The sequence below is a fragment of the Cedecea colo genome, assembly GCF_011808225.1.
GTDB classification, from domain to species: domain Bacteria; phylum Pseudomonadota; class Gammaproteobacteria; order Enterobacterales; family Enterobacteriaceae; genus Dryocola; species Dryocola colo.
The window spans coordinates 409368-429593 of record NZ_SOYS01000002.1 but is presented as its reverse complement, the minus strand read 5'-3'; the positions used below and the strand labels follow the sequence as shown (position 1 = coordinate 429593).

General features: G+C 55.3%; 21 protein-coding genes. 10 read left to right on the top strand and 11 right to left on the bottom strand.

What is annotated here, in order from left to right; genetic code table 11:
• Positions 1-184 precede the first annotated feature (184 nt).
• The 8 genes from rimK to rlmC all read left to right on the top strand — a co-directional run bounded on the left by rimK (position 185) and on the right by rlmC (position 7999).
• Positions 185-1087 carry a 30S ribosomal protein S6--L-glutamate ligase gene (rimK, locus tag E2L00_RS06375; protein WP_167608587.1) on the top strand — a complete coding sequence of 301 codons (903 nt, stop codon included), beginning with the start codon at positions 185-187 and terminating at the stop codon, positions 1085-1087.
• 114 nt (positions 1088-1201) lie between these two features.
• Positions 1202-1681 (top strand): YbjN domain-containing protein, encoded by a 480-nt coding sequence (locus tag E2L00_RS06370; protein WP_167608584.1) that lies wholly within the window; start codon positions 1202-1204, stop codon positions 1679-1681.
• A 382-nt stretch (positions 1682-2063) separates the two neighbouring features.
• Positions 2064-3176, top strand: coding sequence for a spermidine/putrescine ABC transporter substrate-binding protein PotF (potF, locus tag E2L00_RS06365; protein WP_167608581.1), 1113 nt, complete (start codon positions 2064-2066; stop codon positions 3174-3176).
• 155 nt (positions 3177-3331) lie between these two features.
• Positions 3332-4465 carry a putrescine ABC transporter ATP-binding subunit PotG gene (gene potG / locus E2L00_RS06360; protein WP_167608579.1) on the top strand — a complete coding sequence of 378 codons (1134 nt, stop codon included), beginning with the start codon at positions 3332-3334 and terminating at the stop codon, positions 4463-4465.
• Between the two features lie 9 nt (positions 4466-4474).
• Positions 4475-5428, top strand: a complete 954-nt coding sequence (potH, locus tag E2L00_RS06355) for a putrescine ABC transporter permease PotH (protein WP_167608576.1) — start codon at positions 4475-4477, stop codon at positions 5426-5428.
• Positions 5425-6270: a putrescine ABC transporter permease PotI gene (potI, locus tag E2L00_RS06350; protein WP_167608573.1), complete on the top strand. Its 846-nt coding sequence runs from the start codon at positions 5425-5427 to the stop codon at positions 6268-6270. Before potH ends, potI begins: the two co-directional genes overlap by 4 nt.
• Positions 6271-6346: 76 nt before the next feature.
• Positions 6347-6820: a YbjO family protein gene (locus tag E2L00_RS06345; protein ID WP_338031898.1), complete on the top strand. Its 474-nt coding sequence runs from the start codon at positions 6347-6349 to the stop codon at positions 6818-6820.
• 48 nt (positions 6821-6868) lie between these two features.
• A complete protein-coding gene (rlmC, locus tag E2L00_RS06340; RefSeq protein ID WP_167608570.1) occupies positions 6869-7999 on the top strand; it encodes a 23S rRNA (uracil(747)-C(5))-methyltransferase RlmC in 1131 nt (376 codons plus the stop codon).
• 46 nt (positions 8000-8045) lie between these two features.
• Here the strand turns inward: rlmC and artJ are convergent, their stop codons facing one another.
• The 6 genes from artJ to E2L00_RS06310 all read right to left on the bottom strand — a co-directional run bounded on the left by artJ (position 8046) and on the right by E2L00_RS06310 (position 12560).
• Entirely contained in the window at positions 8046-8777 is a 732-nt protein-coding gene (gene artJ / locus E2L00_RS06335; protein ID WP_167608567.1) for an arginine ABC transporter substrate-binding protein ArtJ, read from the bottom strand.
• Positions 8778-8930: 153 nt separating this feature from the next.
• Complete coding sequence (gene artM, locus E2L00_RS06330) at positions 8931-9599, bottom strand: arginine ABC transporter permease ArtM (RefSeq protein ID WP_167608564.1); 669 nt, start codon at positions 9597-9599, stop codon at positions 8931-8933.
• Complete coding sequence (artQ, locus tag E2L00_RS06325) at positions 9599-10315, bottom strand: arginine ABC transporter permease ArtQ (RefSeq protein ID WP_167608561.1); 717 nt, start codon at positions 10313-10315, stop codon at positions 9599-9601. Before artQ ends, artM begins: the two co-directional genes overlap by 1 nt.
• Before the next feature lie 10 nt (positions 10316-10325).
• On the bottom strand, positions 10326-11057 hold the full coding sequence (artI, locus tag E2L00_RS06320) for an arginine ABC transporter substrate-binding protein ArtI (RefSeq protein WP_167608558.1): 732 nt from the start codon (positions 11055-11057) through the stop codon (positions 10326-10328).
• A 20-nt stretch (positions 11058-11077) separates the two neighbouring features.
• On the bottom strand, positions 11078-11806 hold the full coding sequence (gene artP, locus E2L00_RS06315; RefSeq protein WP_167608555.1) for an arginine ABC transporter ATP-binding protein ArtP: 729 nt from the start codon (positions 11804-11806) through the stop codon (positions 11078-11080).
• Positions 11807-12032: 226 nt separating this feature from the next.
• Positions 12033-12560 carry a lipoprotein gene (locus tag E2L00_RS06310; protein WP_167608552.1) on the bottom strand — a complete coding sequence of 176 codons (528 nt, stop codon included), beginning with the start codon at positions 12558-12560 and terminating at the stop codon, positions 12033-12035.
• Between the two features lie 107 nt (positions 12561-12667).
• Here E2L00_RS06310 and E2L00_RS06305 point away from each other — a divergent pair, with 107 nt between their 5' ends.
• Positions 12668-12991 (top strand): heavy metal-binding domain-containing protein, encoded by a 324-nt coding sequence (locus tag E2L00_RS06305; RefSeq protein WP_167608549.1) that lies wholly within the window; start codon positions 12668-12670, stop codon positions 12989-12991.
• Positions 12988-13818, top strand: a complete 831-nt coding sequence (locus E2L00_RS06300; protein ID WP_167608546.1) for an N-acetylmuramoyl-L-alanine amidase — start codon at positions 12988-12990, stop codon at positions 13816-13818. The genes E2L00_RS06305 and E2L00_RS06300 overlap by 4 nt, the downstream gene beginning before the upstream one ends.
• On the opposite strand, the gene E2L00_RS06295 is transcribed toward E2L00_RS06300, so the two are convergent.
• From E2L00_RS06295 to hcr, 5 genes are all read right to left on the bottom strand, one after another.
• On the bottom strand, positions 13819-14826 hold the full coding sequence (locus E2L00_RS06295) for an NAD-dependent epimerase/dehydratase family protein (RefSeq protein WP_167608543.1): 1008 nt from the start codon (positions 14824-14826) through the stop codon (positions 13819-13821).
• 88 nt (positions 14827-14914) lie between these two features.
• Positions 14915-16366 carry an SDR family oxidoreductase gene (locus tag E2L00_RS06290; RefSeq protein WP_167608540.1) on the bottom strand — a complete coding sequence of 484 codons (1452 nt, stop codon included), beginning with the start codon at positions 16364-16366 and terminating at the stop codon, positions 14915-14917.
• Positions 16367-16382: 16 nt separating this feature from the next.
• Positions 16383-17384 carry a low-specificity L-threonine aldolase gene (ltaE, locus tag E2L00_RS06285; protein ID WP_167608537.1) on the bottom strand — a complete coding sequence of 334 codons (1002 nt, stop codon included), beginning with the start codon at positions 17382-17384 and terminating at the stop codon, positions 16383-16385.
• A gap of 37 nt (positions 17385-17421) precedes the next feature.
• Positions 17422-19146, bottom strand: coding sequence for a ubiquinone-dependent pyruvate dehydrogenase (poxB, locus tag E2L00_RS06280; RefSeq protein WP_167608534.1), 1725 nt, complete (start codon positions 19144-19146; stop codon positions 17422-17424).
• Between the two features lie 102 nt (positions 19147-19248).
• A complete protein-coding gene (gene hcr, locus E2L00_RS06275; protein ID WP_167608531.1) occupies positions 19249-20217 on the bottom strand; it encodes an NADH oxidoreductase in 969 nt (322 codons plus the stop codon).
• Positions 20218-20226: the final 9 nt, after the last annotated feature.

Genomic DNA, 20226 nt, shown 5'->3' with positions numbered 1-20226 from the left:
CGGCGGCGCGCGGTGTTGCGCCCGCCGACAAAAATAACCTCTGCGGCTCTGAGGTAGCGTAAGTTCGCAGCCAGCCCACAGCGATTAACTGACGCGCTGAAAAGACGCCGCGTTGCCCCATCGTTGAAAGCGCAACGCGGTGATATGATAGGCGCGCTGTTTTATCGTTGCGCAGAGGTGCAGGGTGAAAATCGCCATTTTGTCCCGGGATGGTACGCTTTATTCATGTAAACGCCTGCGTGAGGCGGCGATAAGCCGCGGCCACGCGGTGGAAATTATCGATCCGCTATCATGCTATATGAACATCAACCCGGCGGCGCCATCGGTGCATTACAAGGGCCGTCAGCTTCCCCATTATGATGCGGTGATCCCGCGTATCGGCTCGGCCATTACCTTTTACGGTACGGCAGTGCTGCGTCAGTTTGAAATGCTGGGCAGCTATCCGCTTAATGAATCCGTCGCCATCACACGAGCGCGCGACAAACTCCGTTCGTTACAGTTGCTGGCTCGTCAGGGTATTGATTTGCCCGTGACCGGCTTCGCCCATTCCCCGGATGACACCAGCGATCTTATCGATATGGTAGGCGGCGCACCGCTGGTGGTGAAGCTGGTGGAGGGCACGCAGGGAATTGGCGTGGTGCTGGCGGAAACGCGGCAGGCCGCAGAAAGCGTTATCGATGCGTTTCGCGGCCTGAATGCGCATATTCTGGTGCAGGAATATATTAAAGAAGCGCAGGGCGCGGATATTCGCTGCCTGGTGGTAGGGAATAAAATTGTCGCCGCTATTGAACGGCAGGCGAAACCCGGCGACTTCCGCTCGAATTTACATCGCGGCGGGCAGGCAAATCCGGTCGCTATTACCGAGCGTGAACGTGAAATCGCTTTGCAGGCGGCAATAACTTTAGGGCTTGATGTCGCAGGAGTGGATATTTTGCGCGCCAGCCGTGGCCCGTTGGTGATGGAAGTCAATGCTTCACCGGGGCTGGAAGGCATTGAAAAAACAAGCGGCGTCGATATAGCAACGCTTATGATCGAATGGATAGAGCGACAGGCACAGCCCGGCTTTAGCCTGAAAACCGGCGGATAAGCGCCAGTCGGGTGCATAAACACCGCCAGACCGGGCGCATAAACATAGTATGACGCGTCATTTTTGCGTAAGCTATGGCGCGACTTTAACCATCTTTAAGAGGCATCTGCATTTATGGATTCACTCGTTGTCCCGACCCTGGACACCTTACGCCGCTGGCTGGATGAAACTGGCGTGACTATTTTCGAGTGCGATACCTGCCAGGCGCTGCATTTGCCGCATATGCAGAATTTCGAGGGTGTTTACGATGCCAAAATCGATCTGGTTGATAATATCGTCTTGTTTTCAGCGCTTGCTGAAGTAAAGCCTTCCGCTTTGCTGCCGCTGGCCGCCGATCTCTCTTCGATTAACGCAAGCTCGCTTACCGTAAAAGCGTTCCTCGACGTGCAGGATGATAATCTGCCGAAGCTTGTGGTCTGTCAGTCGCTGCAGGTAGCGGTTGGGATCACGCGTGAACAGTTTGCCGCATTCGTAAAACAGAGCGAAGAGCAGATCTCTATGGTCATTCTTGAAGCCTGCGCAAACCAGCTACTTTATATCTCTGAAGAAGAAGAGCCGGTCGGTACAGCTATTCAAACTCACTTTCTCCACTAACGGTGGCGTAATCAGGCGCAGTGGCTGTCATGCCCGCTGCGTTCTGCATATTTTTATTCTGCATTAATCCCTTTCAGCCAGCATCATTCTCTCCCCCGATGCCTTCTCAGGCCGATCCCATAGACCAGATGTCCTTAAAAAATTGATAAAAGGCGTTTTTTTCCCTGGGCTCTGTTCGCCAATCCTGGCTACAGTTATTCTTGCGGGGCTGCCAAAAGCGTGCAACGTTTGCAGAAAAAATCTCTCTTTTTTCACTGCGAAATGAATAGAGATGCATGATTCTTGCATGTCTCGGTTGTGAGAACTTCACGCGTATAAGCCGTATTGAGTAAATTAAGCTCGCGACCGCGAGGTTTTACCCTTTATTCAGAAGGAATGAGATATGTTCGCCCAACGTAAAAAATGGTTGTCGGCTTTGGTTGCAGGCGCCCTGATGGCGGTGTCTGCCAGCACGGCTGCGGCAGAACAGAAGACGCTGCACATTTATAACTGGTCTGATTATATTGCCCCGGACACGCTGGCAAACTTCACGAAAGAAACCGGCATTAAAGTGGTCTACGACGTTTTCGATTCTAACGAAGTGCTCGAAGGGAAACTGATGGCCGGCAGCACCGGTTACGATCTCGTGGTTCCCTCATCTCAGTTCCTGGAGCGCCAGGCTCAGGCCGGAATTTTCCAGCCGCTTGATAAAAGCAAATTGCCGAATTACAAAAATCTCGATCCGGACATGCTCAAGCTGGTGGCGCAAAACGACCACGATAATAAATACGGCATCCCGTATATGATGGTGACAACCGGTATCGGCTACAACGTCGAAAAGGTGAAAGCCGCGTTGGGCAAAGATGCGCCGGTGGATAGCTGGGATCTGATCTTTAAGCCAGAAAATCTCGAAAAACTCAAAAGCTGCGGCGTTTCATTCCTGGATGCACCAAGCGAGGTTTACGCCAGCGTGCTGCATTATCTGGGCAAAGATCCTAACAGTTCCAATCCGAAAGATTACACCGGGGCGGCTAACGATCTGCTGATGAAGCTGCGTCCGTCCATTCGTTATTTCCATTCGTCCCAGTACATCAACGACCTGGCGAACGGCGATATCTGCGTGGCAATTGGCTGGTCCGGCGATATTCTTCAGGCGGCTAACCGCGCCAAAGAAGCAAAAAATGGCGTGAACATTGCCTACACCATTCCTAAAGAAGGGGCGATGGTGTACTTCGATATGTTCGCGATGCCAAAAGATGCGAAAAATCAGGATGAGGCGTATCAGTTCCTTAACTACCTGATGAAGCCGGACGTGGTGGCAAATATCAGCAATCACGTTTACTACGCCAATGCTAACAAAGAAGCCACGCCGCTGCTGAACGCTGAAGTACGCGATAATCCGGGCATTTATCCGTCGGCCGATGTCCGTGCGAAGCTGTACACACAAAAGGTGTTGTCGCCAAAAGTTGACCGTGTGATCACCCGCGCATGGACTAAAGTTAAAACCGGGAAATAAGCAAATCTGTTAGCCACTTAATATGGTTTGCAACGGGGCGCTGCACCCAGATGGTGCAGTTGCCCCAATACGGACGCGGACGTACAGCCTGCGTCGCGTCATCAGGACGGCAACCGGGCCGTACCCTTCTATGCTTTTGCCGGAGAGCAACATAATTGAACGACGCTACCCCCCGACCGCAAGCGAAAATTCGTAAGGCGCTGACACCGCTGCTGGAAATCCGCAACCTGACTAAATCCTTCGACGGGCAACATGCCGTGGACGACGTCAGCCTCACTATCTATAAAGGCGAAATTTTCGCCCTGCTCGGGCCTTCTGGCTGTGGAAAGTCGACGCTGTTACGTATGCTGGCGGGTTTCGAACCGCCAAGCAGCGGACAAATCATGCTCGACGGCGTGGATCTATCCCACGTTCCCCCGTACCAGCGTCCGATCAATATGATGTTCCAGTCATACGCGCTTTTTCCGCATATGACCGTTGAGCAGAATATCGCCTTCGGGCTTAAGCAGGACAAGCTGCCCAAAGCGGAAATCACCCAGCGCGTGCAGGAAATGCTGGCGCTGGTGCATATGCAGGAGTTCGCTAAACGTAAGCCGCATCAGCTTTCTGGCGGCCAGCGCCAGCGTGTTGCCCTGGCGCGAAGCCTGGCAAAACGACCGAAGCTGCTGCTGCTTGATGAGCCAATGGGCGCGCTGGATAAAAAACTGCGCGACCGTATGCAGCTCGAAGTGGTGGATATTCTCGAGCGCGTCGGCGTGACCTGCGTGATGGTGACGCACGATCAGGAAGAAGCGATGACCATGGCCGGGCGTATCGCCATTATGAACCGCGGCAAGTTTGTGCAAATTGGCGAGCCGGAAGAGATTTACGAGCATCCGACAACCCGCTACAGCGCTGAGTTTATCGGCTCCGTTAACGTGTTCGAAGGGCTGCTGAAAGCGCGTGAAGAAAACGGTTTGGTCATCGACAGCCCGGGACTTGTCCACCCGCTGAAAGTGGATCCTGACGCCTCGGTTGTTGATGGCGTGCCGGTATATGTTGCGCTGCGTCCGGAGAAAGTCATGCTCTGCGACGAGCCGCCCGCTGATGGCTTCAATTTTGCGCTTGGCGAAGTGGTGCATATCGCTTACCTGGGCGATCTCTCTATTTACCATGTGCGTCTCAAGAGCGGACAGATGATTAGCGCGCAGATGCAAAACGATCAGCGTTTCCGCAAAGGCGCCCCGACCTGGGGTGATGAAGTCCGCCTTTGCTGGGATACGGAAAGCTGTGTGGTGCTGACGGTTTAAGGGGGCGCAATGAGTACATTAACTGAACGCCCGGCAGATCCAGCGGCAGGCGGTTTTGCATCGTGGCTTGCGCGCATGCAAATGGCGCATGGACGAAAGCTGGTAGTAGCGCTGCCGTACCTGTGGCTGATCCTGCTGTTTATGCTGCCGTTCCTGATAGTCTTTAAGATAAGCTTTGCGGAAATGGCACGCGCGATCCCGCCGTATACCGATCTTATGACGTGGGCGGACGATCAGCTTTCGGTAGCGCTGAACTTTGCTAACTACTTCCAGCTCACCGACGATCCGCTTTATGCGGAGGCGTATTTGCAGTCGTTGCAGGTTGCGGCAGTCTCCACTCTTTGCTGTCTGGCGATTGGCTATCCTCTTGCCTGGGCGGTGGCGCACAGCAAGGCGTCGACGCGCAATATTCTGCTGCTGCTGGTGATCCTGCCGTCGTGGACATCGTTTTTGATCCGCGTTTACGCGTGGATGGGCATCCTTAAAAATAACGGCGTGCTTAATAACGTGCTGATGTGGCTGGGCGTTATCGACCAGCCGCTGACGATTTTGCACACCAATCTTGCCGTATACATCGGGGTTGTGTACGCCTATCTGCCGTTTATGGTGCTGCCGATTTATACCGCGCTGACGCGAATTGATTATTCGCTGGTAGAAGCTTCGCTGGATTTGGGCGCACGTCCGTTGAAAACGTTTTTCAGCGTGATTGTGCCGCTGACCAAGGGCGGGATTATCGCCGGATCTATGCTGGTGTTTATCCCGGCGGTAGGGGAGTTTGTGATCCCTGAGCTGCTCGGCGGGCCGGACAGCATTATGATTGGCCGCGTGCTATGGCAGGAGTTCTTCAATAACCGCGACTGGCCGGTGGCCTCAAGCGTCGCCATCGTTATGCTGCTGCTGTTAATTTTGCCCATTATGTGGTTCCACAAGTACCAGAACAAAATGGCGGAGGACCACGCATGAACAACTTACCGGTAGTGCGTTCTCCGTGGCGAATCGCCATCCTGGTTATCGGCTTTACCTTCCTGTATGCGCCGATGCTGATGCTGGTGATTTATTCCTTCAACAGCTCAAAGCTGGTAACGGTCTGGGCGGGCTGGTCAACACGCTGGTATGTGGAGCTGTTTCACGATTCCGCCATGATGAGCGCGGTGGGCCTGAGCCTGACGATTGCGGCAGCGGCGGCAACCATGGCCGTTGTGCTGGGGACGATCGCGGCGGTGGTAATGGTGCGCTTTGGCACATTCCGTGGCTCAACGGGTTTCGCATTTATGCTGACCGCGCCGCTGGTTATGCCGGACGTTATCACCGGGCTATCGCTGCTGCTGCTGTTCGTTGCGCTGGGACACGCGATTGGCTGGCCGAGCGACCGCGGCATGCTGACCATCTGGCTTGCACACGTAACGTTTTGCACCGCCTATGTGTCGGTAGTTATCAGCTCGCGCCTGAGGGAGCTTGATCATTCCATCGAAGAGGCGGCGATGGATCTTGGCGCCACGCCGCTGAAAGTTTTCTTTGTGATAACCGTGCCGATGATTGCCCCGGCGATTATCTCCGGCTGGCTGCTGGCCTTTACCCTGTCGCTTGATGATCTGGTGATTGCGAGCTTTGTCTCCGGGCCCGGCGCTACAACCCTGCCGATGCTGGTATTCTCAAGCGTGCGTATGGGCGTGAATCCGGAAATTAACGCCCTGGCATCTATCATTCTCGGCGTGGTGGGCATCATCGGGCTGATTGCATGGTGGTTTATGGCGCGAGCAGAAAAGCAGCGACTGCGTGATATCCAGCGTGCAAGGCGTGGCTGAAACGCTTAAAATCTGCAATTATTGTTACCTCCAGTGCCGCGCCTGACGCGGCACTGTGCCGTATGGAACGCGAGGTGTGCAAATTTTCAGGAAACAACGTAGCCATCAGGCCAAATTAAACGTCCCCACGCTTGTTGCGGTGGCGGCCATCGCTATTCTGACAACCCGCTGTCTGGATTTGCTGATGCTGCTTAATCTGCTGGGCGTTCGGGGGATGATGGATTTTGTCCATCGCAGCGTACAAACCTGGAGCCTGACGCTGATTTTTCTCGGCAGCCTGGTCATGCTGTGCGTTGAGGTGCGCTGTGCGTTTGTTATTCTGAAAGGGAAGTCATGGGGACGCTGGGTCTATCTCGCCACGCAGGTAATAGCGGTGAGCTATCTCTGGGCGGCTTCGCTGGGCTGGGGATATCCTGAGCTATTCAGCATTCCCGGCGAGTCGAAACGTGAGATCTTCCACTCCCTGATAATGCAGAAGCTGCCGGATTTGCTGGTGCTGTTTCTGCTTTTTGCCCCCTCACGCAGCAGGCTTTTTTTTAAACTTCAGTAAGCGCGCGGTGATACAATCTGCGCCCTCGTCATATTTCAGGGTTTTACTATGCATTGCGCGCTCTATGATGCTGGCCGTTGCCGCTCCTGTCAGTGGATTGAACAGCCCGTGTCCGATCAACTCACCGCTAAAATGAACGACCTGCGCCGGTTGTTGAGCGACGTTGCGGTGAAAGAGTGGCGCTCGCCGGTCTGCGGTCCTGAACAGGCGTTTCGTAATAAGGCCAAAATGGTCGTCAGCGGCAGCGTGGAAAAACCGCTATTGGGTATGCTGCACCGCGACGGCTCCCCCGAAGATTTAACCGACTGCCCGCTTTACCCGGCATCTTTCCAGGCTGTTTTTGCAACGCTGAAACCCTTTATCGCACGCGCAGGCTTAACGCCCTATAACGTGGCGCGTAAACGGGGCGAGCTGAAATATCTGTTGTTGACCGAAAGTCAGCTTGATGGCGGGCTGATGTTGCGCTTTGTGCTGCGTTCGGTTAGCAAGCTCGAACAGCTTCGTGCGGCCTTGCCCTGGCTGCAACAGCAGCTGCCGCAGTTGAAGGTTATCTCCGCCAATATTCAGCCCGTTCATATGGCCATTATGGAAGGGGAGCAGGAGATACCGCTGACCGAACAGCGCGCGCTGGAAGAGCAGTTTAACGGCGTGCCGCTGTATATTCGTCCGCAAAGTTTCTTCCAGACCAACCCCGTGGTTGCAGCCTCACTTTATGCAAGCGCGCGTGATTGGGTGAGCGCGCTGCCGGTTAAGCATATGTGGGATTTGTTCTGCGGCGTAGGCGGGTTTGGCCTGCATTGTGCGACTCAGGAGATGAAGCTGACCGGTATTGAAATTGCGCCGGAGGCTATCGCCAGCGCTCGGCAGTCGGCGGCAAAACTTGGGCTGACAGATATTCATTTCCAGGCGCTGGATTCCACGCAGTTCGCCACCGACCAGCAGGATATTCCCGATCTGGTGCTGGTGAACCCGCCAAGGCGCGGCATCGGCCAGGCGCTGTGCTATTACCTGAATGGCGTCGCGCCAAAATATATTGTTTATTCAAGCTGTAATGCGCAGACCATGGCGCGGGATATCTCGTCCCTGTCGGCCTATCGGGTTGAGCGGGTGCAGCTATTCGATATGTTCCCGCATACGGCGCATTACGAAGTATTGGCTTTGCTAATCAGGGCAGATTAAGCGGTAGGGCGGATAAGCTTGCGCCATCCGCCATCTTTGAAAGAGCTTACTGCGGGAACCACTGGTCGCTAATTTTCTGGTAAGTGCCGTCGGCTTTAATCGCCGCCAGCGCGTCGTTAAGTTTTTTCAGCAACGCTTTATTTTCCGGGCGAACGGCAATGCCAAGGCCGGTGCCGAAGTATTGCGGGTCAGTGACGTGTTCGCCAACCGTGCCAAGCTGTGGGTTGGTTTTCAGCCATTCATTCACCACCGCCGTGTCGCCAAATACCCCGTCAATACGGCCATTTTTCAGATCGATAATCGCGTTCTGATAGCTGTCGTAGGAAACCGTTTTGATTTCCGGATGCTTATCCTGCAGGTATTTCTGATGCGTGGTGCCGTTCTCCATGCCGATACGTTTGCCCTTCAGATCGTCCAGAGACTTAAATGCCCCTTTCTTAGCGATGACGACGGCTGAGTTTGCATAGTACGGATTGGTAAAGGCGACCTGTTTGCTGCGTTCCGGCGTGATATCCATCCCGGAGATCACCGCATCGTATTTACGGAATTTCAACGACGGGATCAGGCTGTCAAACGCGTGGTTGGTAAAGGTACAGTCTGCCTGCATCTGTTTGCATAAAGCTTTCGCCAGATCGATATCAAAACCGACGATCTGATTGCTGGCATCCAGCGATTCAAATGGCGGATAGGTTGCCGAAGAACCAAAGTTGATCTTATCTGCTGCGGCGGCGCTGAATGCGGCTGTGGCGAGCATAGCGGCTAAAAGTAACTTCTTCATGTGTGGCTCCCGTCTGTCGTGTTTATTCTATAATCGTCGTTTCCCGACGTCGAATAACCTTGCCAGCAAATGAATTTATATTCAATAAAAACGTATAATTATATTTCACTGAATACAAAAAAGGCGGGGAAGTTCCCCGCCTTAGCAAGCCTGTTAGTTTCGGCGTTCAAATGCCAGCGCGCGACGTTCTATCAGACGCATCAGCAGCGTTAAACAGCCGTTGACCACCAGATAAACCAGACCCGCAGCGCCAAACACCATCACATCATAGGTGCGCCCATACAGCAGCTGTCCGTAGCCCATGACCTCCATCAGCGTGATGGTGTAGGCCAGAGAGGTGCTTTTGAACACCAGCACCACTTCGTTGGAATAAGACGACAGGGCGCGTTTAAATGCATACGGCAGCAGAATGGCCAGCGTATCTTTTTTGCTCATGCCCAGCGCGCCGCAGGATTGCCATTGGCCTTCCGGGATTGCGCGGATAGCACCGTAAAAGAGCTGCGTGGTGTACGCGGCGCTGTTCAGAGAAAGCGCAATCAGCGCGCACAGCCACGGCTCAGAGAGCAGGTGCCAGAGCGCCGGGTAGTTCTGAATCGACGGGAACTGGCCCGGGCCGTAGTAAATCAGGAAGATTTGCACCAGCAAAGGCGTGCCGGTGAACAGCGTGATCCAGGCGCGAACGATGTACACCAGCACCGGCGTTTTTAACGTCAGGATGATGGTGAAAATCAGTGACAAAATCAGCGCCACGACGATAGATGCCGCGGTCAGCGTCAGGCTGGTGTGCAGACCTTTGAGCAGCTGCGGTAAATATTCAAGCATCAGCCGGGCCTCCGCTCAAAGCGCGTGGCACGCAGGTCGATACGTTTGAGGATGTACTGGCTCACAAGCGTAATCAGCAGATAAATCGCGGCGGCAATGACGTACCAGGTAAACGGCTCCTGGGTGCGGGTGGCGATACTTCTGGTCTGCAGCATCAAATCGTTCACGCTGATAAGCGACACCAGGGCGGTATCTTTCAGCAGCACCAGCCACTGGTTACCCAGCCCCGGCAACGCATGACGCCACATCTGCGGCATTATTAGCCGGAAGAAAATGGCCACTTTTGATAAGCCCAGCGCCTGGCCTGATTCCCACTGCCCAACGGGCACGGCTTTCAGCGCGCCGCGCAGCGTTTGCGAAGCGTAAGCAGAATAAAGCAGGGAGAGGGCAATCACGCCGCACAGGAAGGGGCTGACGTCGAAGTTCTCAATTTGCATCTGCACCGGAATCTGCGCAAAACCAAGATGCAGAGTAAAGCCGTCAGACAAGGTCAGCAGTAGCTGAGAAGAGCCGAAGTAGATAAAGAGCACGACCAGAATTTCAGGCAGGCCGCGCAGCACGGTCACCAGCGCTGAACCAGCCCACGCCACCGGGCGCCATCTGGCGGACTCCCAGACAGCGAAGAGCATCGCCAGAGCAAGGCCGATGACCAGAGCACAAACGGCAAGGCCAACGGTCATCCCGGTGGCGCTTGCTAAAGGAAACATTTCGTTCATTCAGTGTGGCTTACTTCTGAAACCATTTTTCATAGATGGTCTGGTAAGTCCCATCCTTCTTCACTTTCTCCAGCGCGGTGTTGAACTTCGCCTGCAGGTCAGTGTTGCCCTGACGAACCGCGATGCCCAGCCCGGTGCCGAAGTAGTCTTTGTCGGTCACTTTGTCGCCGATTGCCGCCAGTTTTGGCTCGGCTTTCAGCCACTCGGTTACCACAGCCGTGTCACCGAATACCGCATCGATGCGGCCATTTTGCAGATCCAGCTTCGCATTCTGGTAGCTATCGTATGGAACGGTGGTGATTTCCGGATGCTTATCCATGATGAATTTCTGATGCGTGGTGCCGTTCTGCACGCCGACTTTTTTGCCTTTCAGCGCCGCGATATCGGCAATTTTGCCTTTCTGACCGATGAACAGAGCAGAGTTATCGTAATACGGGTTGCTGAACAGAACCTGTTTTTCACGCTCCGGCGTGATGTCCATACCGGCCATTGCCGCGTCGATACGGCGGAACTTCAGGCTTGGGATCAGGCTGTCGAAAGACTGGTTAGAGAAGGTGCAGGTGGCATCGATCTCTTTACACAACGCGTTAGCCAAATCGACATCGAAGCCAACGATTTTGTTGTTGGCGTCCATGGACTCAAACGGAGGGTAAGAGGCTTCCGTAGCAAAACGAATCGTTTGTGCAGCCGTGGCAGACAGGCTCAGACCGGCGAGCAATGTGGCAAGCAGAACTTTTTTCATTATCATTTTCCCGTTCAACATCAGTGTGATAAATAGAATTTAAACGCGTCGGTCTGCGGGTTGGTAAAGCAACTCGCCGTACCTTGTTCAACAATATGGCCGTTTTCCATGTACACCACGCGGCTGGCGGTTTTGCGCGCCACTTCCACTTCGTGCGTCACGATGACCTGGGTAATGTTGGTTTCTGCCAGTTCGCGAATGATGCTGACGATCTGCGCGGTAATCTCCGGATCCAGCGCGGCGGTTGGCTCATCAAACAGCAGGATCTGCGGCTCCATCATCAGCGCACGGGCAATAGCCACGCGCTGCTGCTGACCACCGGAAAGGTGCAGAGGATAGCGGTCCATATAAGGTTTGAGGCGCAGGCGTTCGAGCAGCTTATCCGCGCGCGCGCGGGCATCGTCCTTGCTTAAACCTAAGACGCGGCAGGGCGCTTCAGTCAGGTTTTGCAGCACGGTCAGATGCGGCCAGAGATTGTATTGCTGAAACACCATACCCACGTTCTGGCGCAGCTCACGGATAGCTTTTTCGCCGGGTGCTTTGGTGAAGTCAAAATGGTTGCCCGCAATGCTGAGCTGCCCGGATTGAGGCATCTCAAGCAGATTGAGTACGCGCAGCAGCGAGCTTTTACCCGCACCACTTGGACCAAGCAGCACCAGCGTTTCGCCATGCGGGCACTCAAGGGTGATATCGAACAGCGCCTGATGCGCGCCGTAAAAGCAATTAATGCCGTTTAGTTGAATACTCATTCGTTGCGGTTACGTAGCAATTGAGGCCGCAAAGATTACCTTTAACAGAATAGTTATGCAATCTTTGTGCGTTAAAACTTAAAAACAATCGGGTTTCATTGTTAAAAGTAGCACAAAATAGCGTGGCGGAATGGAACCAGGAATAAATGTCGGAGTTACGCAAAAAATCCAGACTATTTACATGGGTTATGGGCTGCATCCCGCCAGGCGTGCGAATAATCAGCAATTAATTGGTCTCAATAGCCTGGCGCAGGCTGCCGGCAGGCGCGTGGCTGTTGGCGCCGAGATAGCGAACGTCGTCAACCGCCCAGCACTGTCCTTCGCGGATCATCAGCACTTCATCCTGCCAGCTTTGGCTGCCTTTGGAGAGCTTCACGCGTAGCGGAATGTTTCGTGCATCGGTATTCGGAATGGTTGACGCAGTTGCCACTTCCGCTTTGTCCACTCCGCGGGCGTTGCTGGAGAAGATATCTTCGCGCATAAAGGCGTTCTGTGCATTCGGCGAGCTGCTGGCTTTTTGCAACTGCTGCGAGAGCGAATCGCTAAGATAAGGACGCAGGCCGGTTAGTCCGCTGGTGCCTATAGATTTGTGGGCTATTTGATAGTCATAAAACTGCTGCGCCACGCTATCCGGGCCGCCTTCGATGCACGGGCCGCTGCGGGTGCCAATATCTTTAAAGGCCGGGCTAACGCTGGACGTACAGGCCGTCAGGAGCATGGCGCACGGAAGAAGAACCAAAACTGAGCTGCGCATTTTTATTTCCTTATTTTCTCAGGAGGACTACCTTAGCATAGCGTATCGCTGTCAAAATGCGTGGCGGGCAGCGCGCTAAGATATTGATCCAAAGAGAGGAGAAGCCGATGCAATTTACCACTACCCCGACGCTTGAAGGGCAGATCATCACTGAATACTGCGGCGTGGTGACCGGGGAAGCTATCCTGGGCGCCAATATTTTCCGTGATTTTTTTGCGGGCGTGCGTGATATCGTCGGTGGCCGTTCAGGGGCTTATGAAAAGGAGTTGCGTAAAGCGCGTGAAATCGCCTTTAAAGAGTTACAGGAACAGGCGGAAAGCCTGGACGCGAATGCCGTTGTAGGCATTGATATCGATTACGAAACCGTAGGCAAAGAAGGCAGCATGCTGATGGTGAGCGTAACGGGTACGGCGGTGAAAACCCGCCGATGAAAGCTCGTCTTGCCGCCTTCATTATCACTATGTTGCTGGCGGGCTGTACCAGCGAGAAGGGCGTTATCGATAAGGGCAGCTATAAAATTGATACCCGTCGCCAGGCGCAGGCGGCTTATCCGCGCGTAAAAGTGCTGGTTATTCACTATACCGCCGATGATTTTCACGGCTCGCTTGCGACGCTGACGGACAAAAACGTCAGCGCTCACTACCTCATTCCCGATAATCCGCCGCTGTCAGGCGGTAAACCGGTTATCTGGCGGCTGGTGCCGGAAAGTGAACTGGCCTGGCATGCGGGGGCGAGCTTCTGGCGCGGCGCTACCCGCATCAACGATACCTCCATCGGCATCGAGCTTGAGAATCAAGGCTACCGCCGTCAGGGCGAGGTGAAGCAGTTTTACCCGTTTAATGCTCCGCAAATCGATGTGCTGGAAAAGCTCGCAAAAGAGATTATCGGGCGTTATCACATTGCGCCGCAGAACGTTGTCGCTCACGGTGATATTGCTCCGCAACGCAAAGTCGATCCCGGTCCGCTTTTTCCCTGGCAGCAGCTGGCGCAAAAAGGGATCGGCGCATGGCCAGATGAAGCACGTGTGGCGTTTTATCTGAACGGACGCGATCCTTATGCGCCGGTTGATTCCGCAAGCCTGCTGGATTTGCTGTCGCGCTATGGTTATCAGGTTGAGGCGGGAATGACGGAGGCCGGGCAGCGGCGGGTGATAGGCGCCTTCCAGATGCACTTCCGCCCGGCGCTGTATAACGGCGTGGCGGATGCGCAAAGTCAGGCTATTGCACAAGCGCTGCTGGAGAAATACGGCCAGGGCTAATTAACGATGCAGCGTACCGTGGTCTTTCAGCCAAGCTGCGGTACGGCGAATCCCCTCATCGAGCGTGACAATGGGCTTATAGCCCAGCTCGCTTTCGGCACGCGAGGTATCCAGCGTCAAATCAAAATTCAGCTTTGACACGCCGTAGTGCGTCAGCGCCGGTTCTCTGGCCGCTTTGTTGCCAAACTTTTCCATCCCGCGGGCAATCATATCCAGCATCGGATAAGGCACGGAGCGGATGCGGCACTTGATATCCAGATCGTCAATCAGCTTTTGCACAATGGTGCGCAGCGGGCGCGCTTCCATATTGGTAATGTTATAGGCGCGACCGGAAGGCAGTTCATTATGCTCAGAGGCCAGCCACATGGCATGGACGGCGTTTTCCAGATAGGTCATATCAACCAGCGCATCGCCGCCGCGCGGCAGTAAAATGCTGCCGTAGTGACGCATCATCTGTACCAGGCGCGGGAAGAACACTTTATCGTGGGGCCCGAACAGGCTTTGCGGGCGCAAAATGGTAAAGCGCGTATGCGGGTTGGCCTGCGCCAGCAGCTGAATCACTTCTTCGCTTGCGGCTTTGCTGCGCGCAAATTCGTTTGCGAAGCGCGCCGGACGGAAATCTTCGCTGATATTGCGGTGATGGCGATAATCAAAATAGAGCGAAGGCGAAGAGATATGAATAAAGTTGCGCACGCCCCAGGCAACGGCCCATTCACCCAGACGGCGGGTTGCGCGCACGTTGGCGAGATCGAACGCTTCCTGCGTGCCCCACGGCGAAGTAAAGCTTGAGCAGTGCCAGAGCGTGTCGACGTCGGCCAGCATCACTTTTGCCTGCGAGGAGACGAGTTCAGTCAGGTCCGCATGCACAAACTCGGCGCCCATTTTTTTCAGCAGCTTGCCCATCGCCTCATTGCGGCCCGTGGCGCGAACGCTGATACCCTTCGCACGTAGATATTCGACCGCGTTTCGGCCTAAACCGCTGGTGGCGCCCGTGACCAGTACCTTCATGTAGACCAACTCATTGTGGTTGAGATTAACGCGGGCATTTTTCCGTGAAACGGCAGCGCTTGCAATGCCCTGTGAGTAAGAATAAGAACTATAGACGCTCTTTGCGCGAAGATTGTTCGGCTAAATGACATATACGCCGCGCCATCCCCTGGAAAATAAACAGATGTGCAGGGATCATCACCAGCCAGTAAAACAGCCCGGCGCTGCCGTGAGGATGCCACCAGGCGCGAACATCCAGCGTTCGCTTATCGCCCTCGTCGTGCAAAGTGAAAGTCAGACGCCCAAGACCGGGCGCTTTCATCCCAAACAGCAGCGCCAGCTCTTTTTGTGGCTCAACGATAATGACTTTCCAGCTATCCACTCCGTCACCCACTTTAAGCATCGGATGCGCAGGACGGCCTTTAGCAAGCTTATGCCCCATCAGCAGGTCCATAAATGCGCGAGTTCGCCAGAGGACGTTGCCAAAAAAGTAGCCTTCTTTGCCGCCGAGCTGATTCACCACATTCCATAGTTCAGCGAGGCTCGCGCGGGTGTGCATGGTATAACCGGCCTGTTTGGGGAAGTAGCCGTATTCCGGACGCCAGCGCGCGTGCGCCTGGGCGTCGTATCCCCAGTCCTGCGAATTTGCCAGCTTATTTTCTTCGCTAAGGGTCGCCCGAACGGCGTCCTCAAAAGAGATAAGTCGCTGTGGAATGAGCGCCCGCAGATCGCCATCGTTCGCCAGAAGATCGTGCTTAAGTCCCTGGATCAGCGCTTTTGCAGTGGTCGGCGGTACTGAGGTAATGACATTCAGGAACCAGACGGAGATCCAGCGGGTCGGTAGCGGAACGGGGAGCAGCATACGATGACGGCCGCTGATGGCCATAAAGCGCTCAAATTGCTGCTGGTAGCTGAGCACTTCTGGCCCCGCTGCTTCAAATACCCGGTTTTCTTGCGCGGGATGTTCGAGTAACGCGACAAGATAATAAAGCAGGTTTTGCAGCGCGATGGGCGTGGTACGCGAACGTACCCAGCGCGGCGGCGTCAGTACCGGCAGGTTGTACACCATATCGCGCATCACTTCGAATGCCGCTGAACCCGCGCCGATGATTATCCCGGCGCGTAATTCGGTTACCGGCACGCCGGAATCGCGCAGAATATCAGCGGTGAGCTGGCGAGCGCGCAGGTGGTCAGAGCTGCGATCGCCATCCGACGCCTGTAAAGAACTCAGGAAAATGATGTGTTGAACAGGATGCTCAGCAAGCGCGTCGCGTAGATTAAGCGCGGCCTGGCGCTCGTGGGCGACAAAATCTGGCCCGTCGCCCATGCTGTGAACCAGGTAATAAAGGGTGTTCACGCCTTCGAGCAGCGCCGGAAGGTGTTGCGGCCACTGTAGATCAACGTGCTGGCATTCAACGCCGGGCCATTGCTGTTTCTTCAGCCACTCCACGCGGCGCGCAGCGGCAACAATATGGTGCCCGGCTTTACTAAGCTCCGGCACCAGACGTTGACCGATGTAGCCGCTCGCGCCGAGCACCAGAATCCTTTGTGGCCGAGTCATCGTCCCTGAACCTCAGTTAAAGCTGTACGAAGGCGCGCCAGTGATTAACCACTTCGGCGAGCTGCGCGCGGCTAACGTCGAGGTGAGTGACCAGACGGGTAATCGGTCCGGCGCTCATTAATACGCCACGCTCACGCATATATTGACCCAGGCGTTCCGCTTGCTCCGCCGGGACGCGCACAAAGACCATATTGGTATCCTGACGCGTCACATCCACGCCGATTTCGCGGAGTTCACCGGCAAGCCAGTGCGCATTGTCGTGATCTTCGCGTAAGCGCTGAACGTTGTTTTCCAGCGCGTACAGGCCTGCCGCGGCCAGAATCCCGGCCTGACGCATTCCGCCGCCGACCATTTTACGCCAGCGTGTCGCGCGCTTGATGTAATCGTGGCTGCCGACCAGCAGCGAGCCAACCGGAGTGCCGAGCCCTTTGGAAAGGCAGATGGTGAAGGAGTCGCAATAGCGAACTATTTCTTCAAGCTGGCAGCCGTAAGCGACTACCGCGTTGAAAATACGTGCGCCATCGACGTGAAGGGCGAGGTTATGTTGGCGCGTGAATTCCCATGCCTGCTGCAAATATTCGCGCGGCAGAACTTTGCCGTTATGGGTATTTTCAAGGCTAAGGAGTTTGGTGCGGGCGAAGTGGATATCATCCGGTTTGATTTTCGCCGCGACTTTATCGAGCGGCAGCGAACCGTCCTGATTAGCTTCGATCGGCTGAGGCTGAATGCTGCCCAGCACGGCGGCACCGCCTGCCTCGTAGAGGTAATTATGCGCGAGCTGACCAACGATATACTCTTCGCCGCGCTCGCAGTGGCTAAGCAGCGCGACAAGGTTTGCCTGCGTGCCGGTTGGTAAAAACAGCGCGGCTTCTTTACCGCTGATTTTTGCGGCATACGCCTGCAATTCATTGACCGTTGGGTCGTCGCCATATACGTCATCGCCGGTCGGCGCGGCCATCATTTTTTCAAGCATGGCTCCGGACGGTCGGGTTACGGTGTCGCTGCGCAGATCTATCACGGGGGAACCTCATTAATATCCATAATAAGCCTCTGTTTTACCGGAACCAGTTGGTTTTCGCCAGTTCGATAACCTCGTCGCCGCGTCCGCTAATAATTGCGCGCAGCATATACAGGCTGAACCCTTTGGCCTGCTCCAGTTTGATTTGCGGCGGGATCGCCAGCTCTTCTTTTGCAACGACCACATCCACCAGCACCGGGCCGTCAATGCTAAAGGCGCGCTGAAGGGCATTATCGAGATCCGCTGACTTCTCAACGCGGATGCCGGTGATGCCGCAGGCGTTGGCAATATTGGCGAAGTTGGTTTCGTGCAGGTCGGTGCCGTCCGTCAGATAGCCGCCTGCTTTCATCTCCATTGCGACAAAGCCCAGCACGCTGTTGTTGAATACCACGATTTTGACGGGCAGCTTCATCTGCACCACGGAGAGAAAATCGCCCATCAGCATGCTGAATCCGCCGTCGCCGCACATGGCTACCACCTGGCGGCCAGGTGCTGTGGCCTGTGCGCCCAGCGCCTGGGGCATGGCGTTCGCCATCGAGCCGTGCGTGAAGGAGCCGAGCAGGCGGCGTTTACCGTTCATCTTCAGGTAGCGTGCGGCCCAGACGGTTGGCGTGCCTACGTCGCAGGTAAAGATGGCGTCTTCAGCAGCGTATGTGCTGATTTGCTGCGCGACATACTGCGGATGAATGGGCTTGTCCTCGTCGCTTGCCTGCGCCAGCTCGTCCAGGCTTTCGCGTGCTTCACGATAGTCATCCAGCGCCTTGTCGAGGAAGCTGCGATCGGTTTTTTCTTCCAGTAGCGGAAGCAGGGCGCTCAGGGTGGCCTTAATATCCCCGACCAGCGCCATATCGACTTTGCTGTGCGCGCCGATGCTGCCGGGGTTGATATCAATCTGAATGATTTTTGCATCCGTGGGATAAAAGGCGCGATACGGGAACTGGGTGCCGAGCAGGATCAGCGTGTCGGCGTTCATCATGGTATGGAAGCCGGATGAGAAACCAATAAGTCCGGTCATGCCCACATCGTAAGGGTTGTCGTATTCAACGTGTTCTTTGCCGCGCAGCGCGTGAACAATCGGGGCTTTTAACGTTGCGGCAAACTGCACCAGCTCTTCATGAGCGCCCGCACAGCCGCTGCCGCACATCAGCGCGATGTTGTCGTTATAACGCAGCAGCTGAGCGAGCTTTTTTAGCTCCTCATGCTGTGGGACGATAACGGGCTGCGGAGCGGGATACCAGTGAGTAGTGGCAGATTCAGGAGCGGGTTTAAGCGCCACGTCGCCGGGCAGAACCACCACCGAAACACCACGGTTAAGAACGGCTTTGCGCATGGCAATCGCCAGCACCTGCGGGATCTGCTCCGGGGATGACACCAGCTCGCAGTAATGGCTGCATTCGCGAAACAGCTCTTCAGGATGCGTCTCCTGGAAATATCCGCTGCCGATTTCGCTTGAGGGAATATGGGCGGCGATGGCCAGCACGGGCACCCGGTTACGATGACAGTCGAACAGGCCGTTAATTAAGTGAAGGTTACCCGGCCCGCACGAACCCGCGCAGACGGCCAGCTCGCCCGTCAGATGCGCTTCGGCGCCAGCGGCAAAAGCGGCTACCTCTTCGTGGCGCGTCGGCATCCAGTCTATCGTGCCCATGCGATTCAGGCTGTCGCTGATGCCGTTGAGGGAATCGCCGGTCACGCCCCAGATGCGTTTTACACCTGCGCTTTCAAGAGTTTTTGCCAGATAAGCGGCTACGGTCTGTTTCATCGGTTCTCCTTGTCACGATTCAGTTACCGTTAACAAGCTTAGCCAATGAAATAAGAGAGACAGGGCAGAAAGTGCCACCCGGAAACCGGGCGGCATAAGATATCAGGCGAGAACTAAATCACTTTGCGGATGGCACGAGCAGGCCAGCACGTAACCGTTGGCAATTTCGGCCTCGGTCAGCGTCATGGTGCTGCTGACGGTGTAATCCCCGGATTCGATTTTAGTTTTACAGCTTCCACAAACCCCGGCACGGCAGGCGGCGTTAACCGGCACGCTGTTGCTTTCCAGCGCTGCCAGCAGCGTGCTGCCAACGGGGGCGTGGAATTCGCGCATCGGCTTCAGCGTGGTGAATTTCAGCCCGCTGTCCACGGGTTTTGCTACGGGTGTGAAAAACTTCTCGCTATAAAACTCGGTTACGCCCAGCGCCTTCACTTCTTTTTCCACCAGGTCCATATAAGGCGCAGGCCCGCAGGTCATGACGGTACGAGAGGCGATATCCGGAACCGCCTGCAGAATGTCGCGAGTCAAACGACCGGCGATAAAACCCTGGGTAGCGTTGTTTTCTGCCACCAGCGTCACCGGATAATCGCGCCACTCTGCGGCGAAAATCACGTCTTGCGGTGAGCGCACGTTGAAAATCACCGCTACGTCAGCCTGCGGGCGATGTTTTGCCAGCCAGCGACGCATCGACATGACGGGCGTCACGCCGCAGCCCGCCGCCATCAGCAGATAGCGGTCGGCGGTCAGATTTTCGCAGGTAAATTCCCCCTGGCCTTCAGACAGCCACAGGTAATCACCGACCTTCACTTCCTGCGTCAGCCACCCGGAACCAACGCCATCCTCAATACGACGGACCGTCAGCGTAATGAACGGGCTGATTCCCGGCGTGGAAGAGATCGTGTAAGCGCGCAGCGTTTCATCGCCGTTGCGAATACTCACCAGCGCGTACTGCCCGGCCTTATAAGGATAAAAGTCGTGGTTGATAAGCGACAGCGTCCAGACGTCCGGCGTCTCCTGGTGAATGTGATGCACCTGCATACGATACGGGCACAGCGGCGTTGGCATGGTCATGGCTACTCC

Coding starts and splice junctions, on each gene's coding strand:
- E2L00_RS06295 (WP_167608543.1), bottom strand. CDS start 14,826: ATGAAGGTACTGGTCACGGGCGCCACCAGCGGTTTAGGCCGAAACGCG.
- potI (WP_167608573.1), top strand. CDS start 5,425: ATGAACAACTTACCGGTAGTGCGTTCTCCGTGGCGAATCGCCATCCTG.
- artI (WP_167608558.1), bottom strand. CDS start 11,057: ATGAAAAAAGTTCTGCTTGCCACATTGCTCGCCGGTCTGAGCCTGTCT.
- rlmC (WP_167608570.1), top strand. CDS start 6,869: ATGCATTGCGCGCTCTATGATGCTGGCCGTTGCCGCTCCTGTCAGTGG.
- artQ (WP_167608561.1), bottom strand. CDS start 10,315: ATGAACGAAATGTTTCCTTTAGCAAGCGCCACCGGGATGACCGTTGGC.
- potH (WP_167608576.1), top strand. CDS start 4,475: ATGAGTACATTAACTGAACGCCCGGCAGATCCAGCGGCAGGCGGTTTT.
- E2L00_RS06290 (WP_167608540.1), bottom strand. CDS start 16,366: ATGACTCGGCCACAAAGGATTCTGGTGCTCGGCGCGAGCGGCTACATC.
- hcr (WP_167608531.1), bottom strand. CDS start 20,217: ATGACCATGCCAACGCCGCTGTGCCCGTATCGTATGCAGGTGCATCAC.
- E2L00_RS06300 (WP_167608546.1), top strand. CDS start 12,988: ATGAAAGCTCGTCTTGCCGCCTTCATTATCACTATGTTGCTGGCGGGC.
- artJ (WP_167608567.1), bottom strand. CDS start 8,777: ATGAAGAAGTTACTTTTAGCCGCTATGCTCGCCACAGCCGCATTCAGC.
- artP (WP_167608555.1), bottom strand. CDS start 11,806: ATGAGTATTCAACTAAACGGCATTAATTGCTTTTACGGCGCGCATCAG.
- E2L00_RS06370 (WP_167608584.1), top strand. CDS start 1,202: ATGGATTCACTCGTTGTCCCGACCCTGGACACCTTACGCCGCTGGCTG.
- E2L00_RS06310 (WP_167608552.1), bottom strand. CDS start 12,560: ATGCGCAGCTCAGTTTTGGTTCTTCTTCCGTGCGCCATGCTCCTGACG.
- artM (WP_167608564.1), bottom strand. CDS start 9,599: ATGCTTGAATATTTACCGCAGCTGCTCAAAGGTCTGCACACCAGCCTG.
- poxB (WP_167608534.1), bottom strand. CDS start 19,146: ATGAAACAGACCGTAGCCGCTTATCTGGCAAAAACTCTTGAAAGCGCA.
- E2L00_RS06305 (WP_167608549.1), top strand. CDS start 12,668: ATGCAATTTACCACTACCCCGACGCTTGAAGGGCAGATCATCACTGAA.
- potF (WP_167608581.1), top strand. CDS start 2,064: ATGTTCGCCCAACGTAAAAAATGGTTGTCGGCTTTGGTTGCAGGCGCC.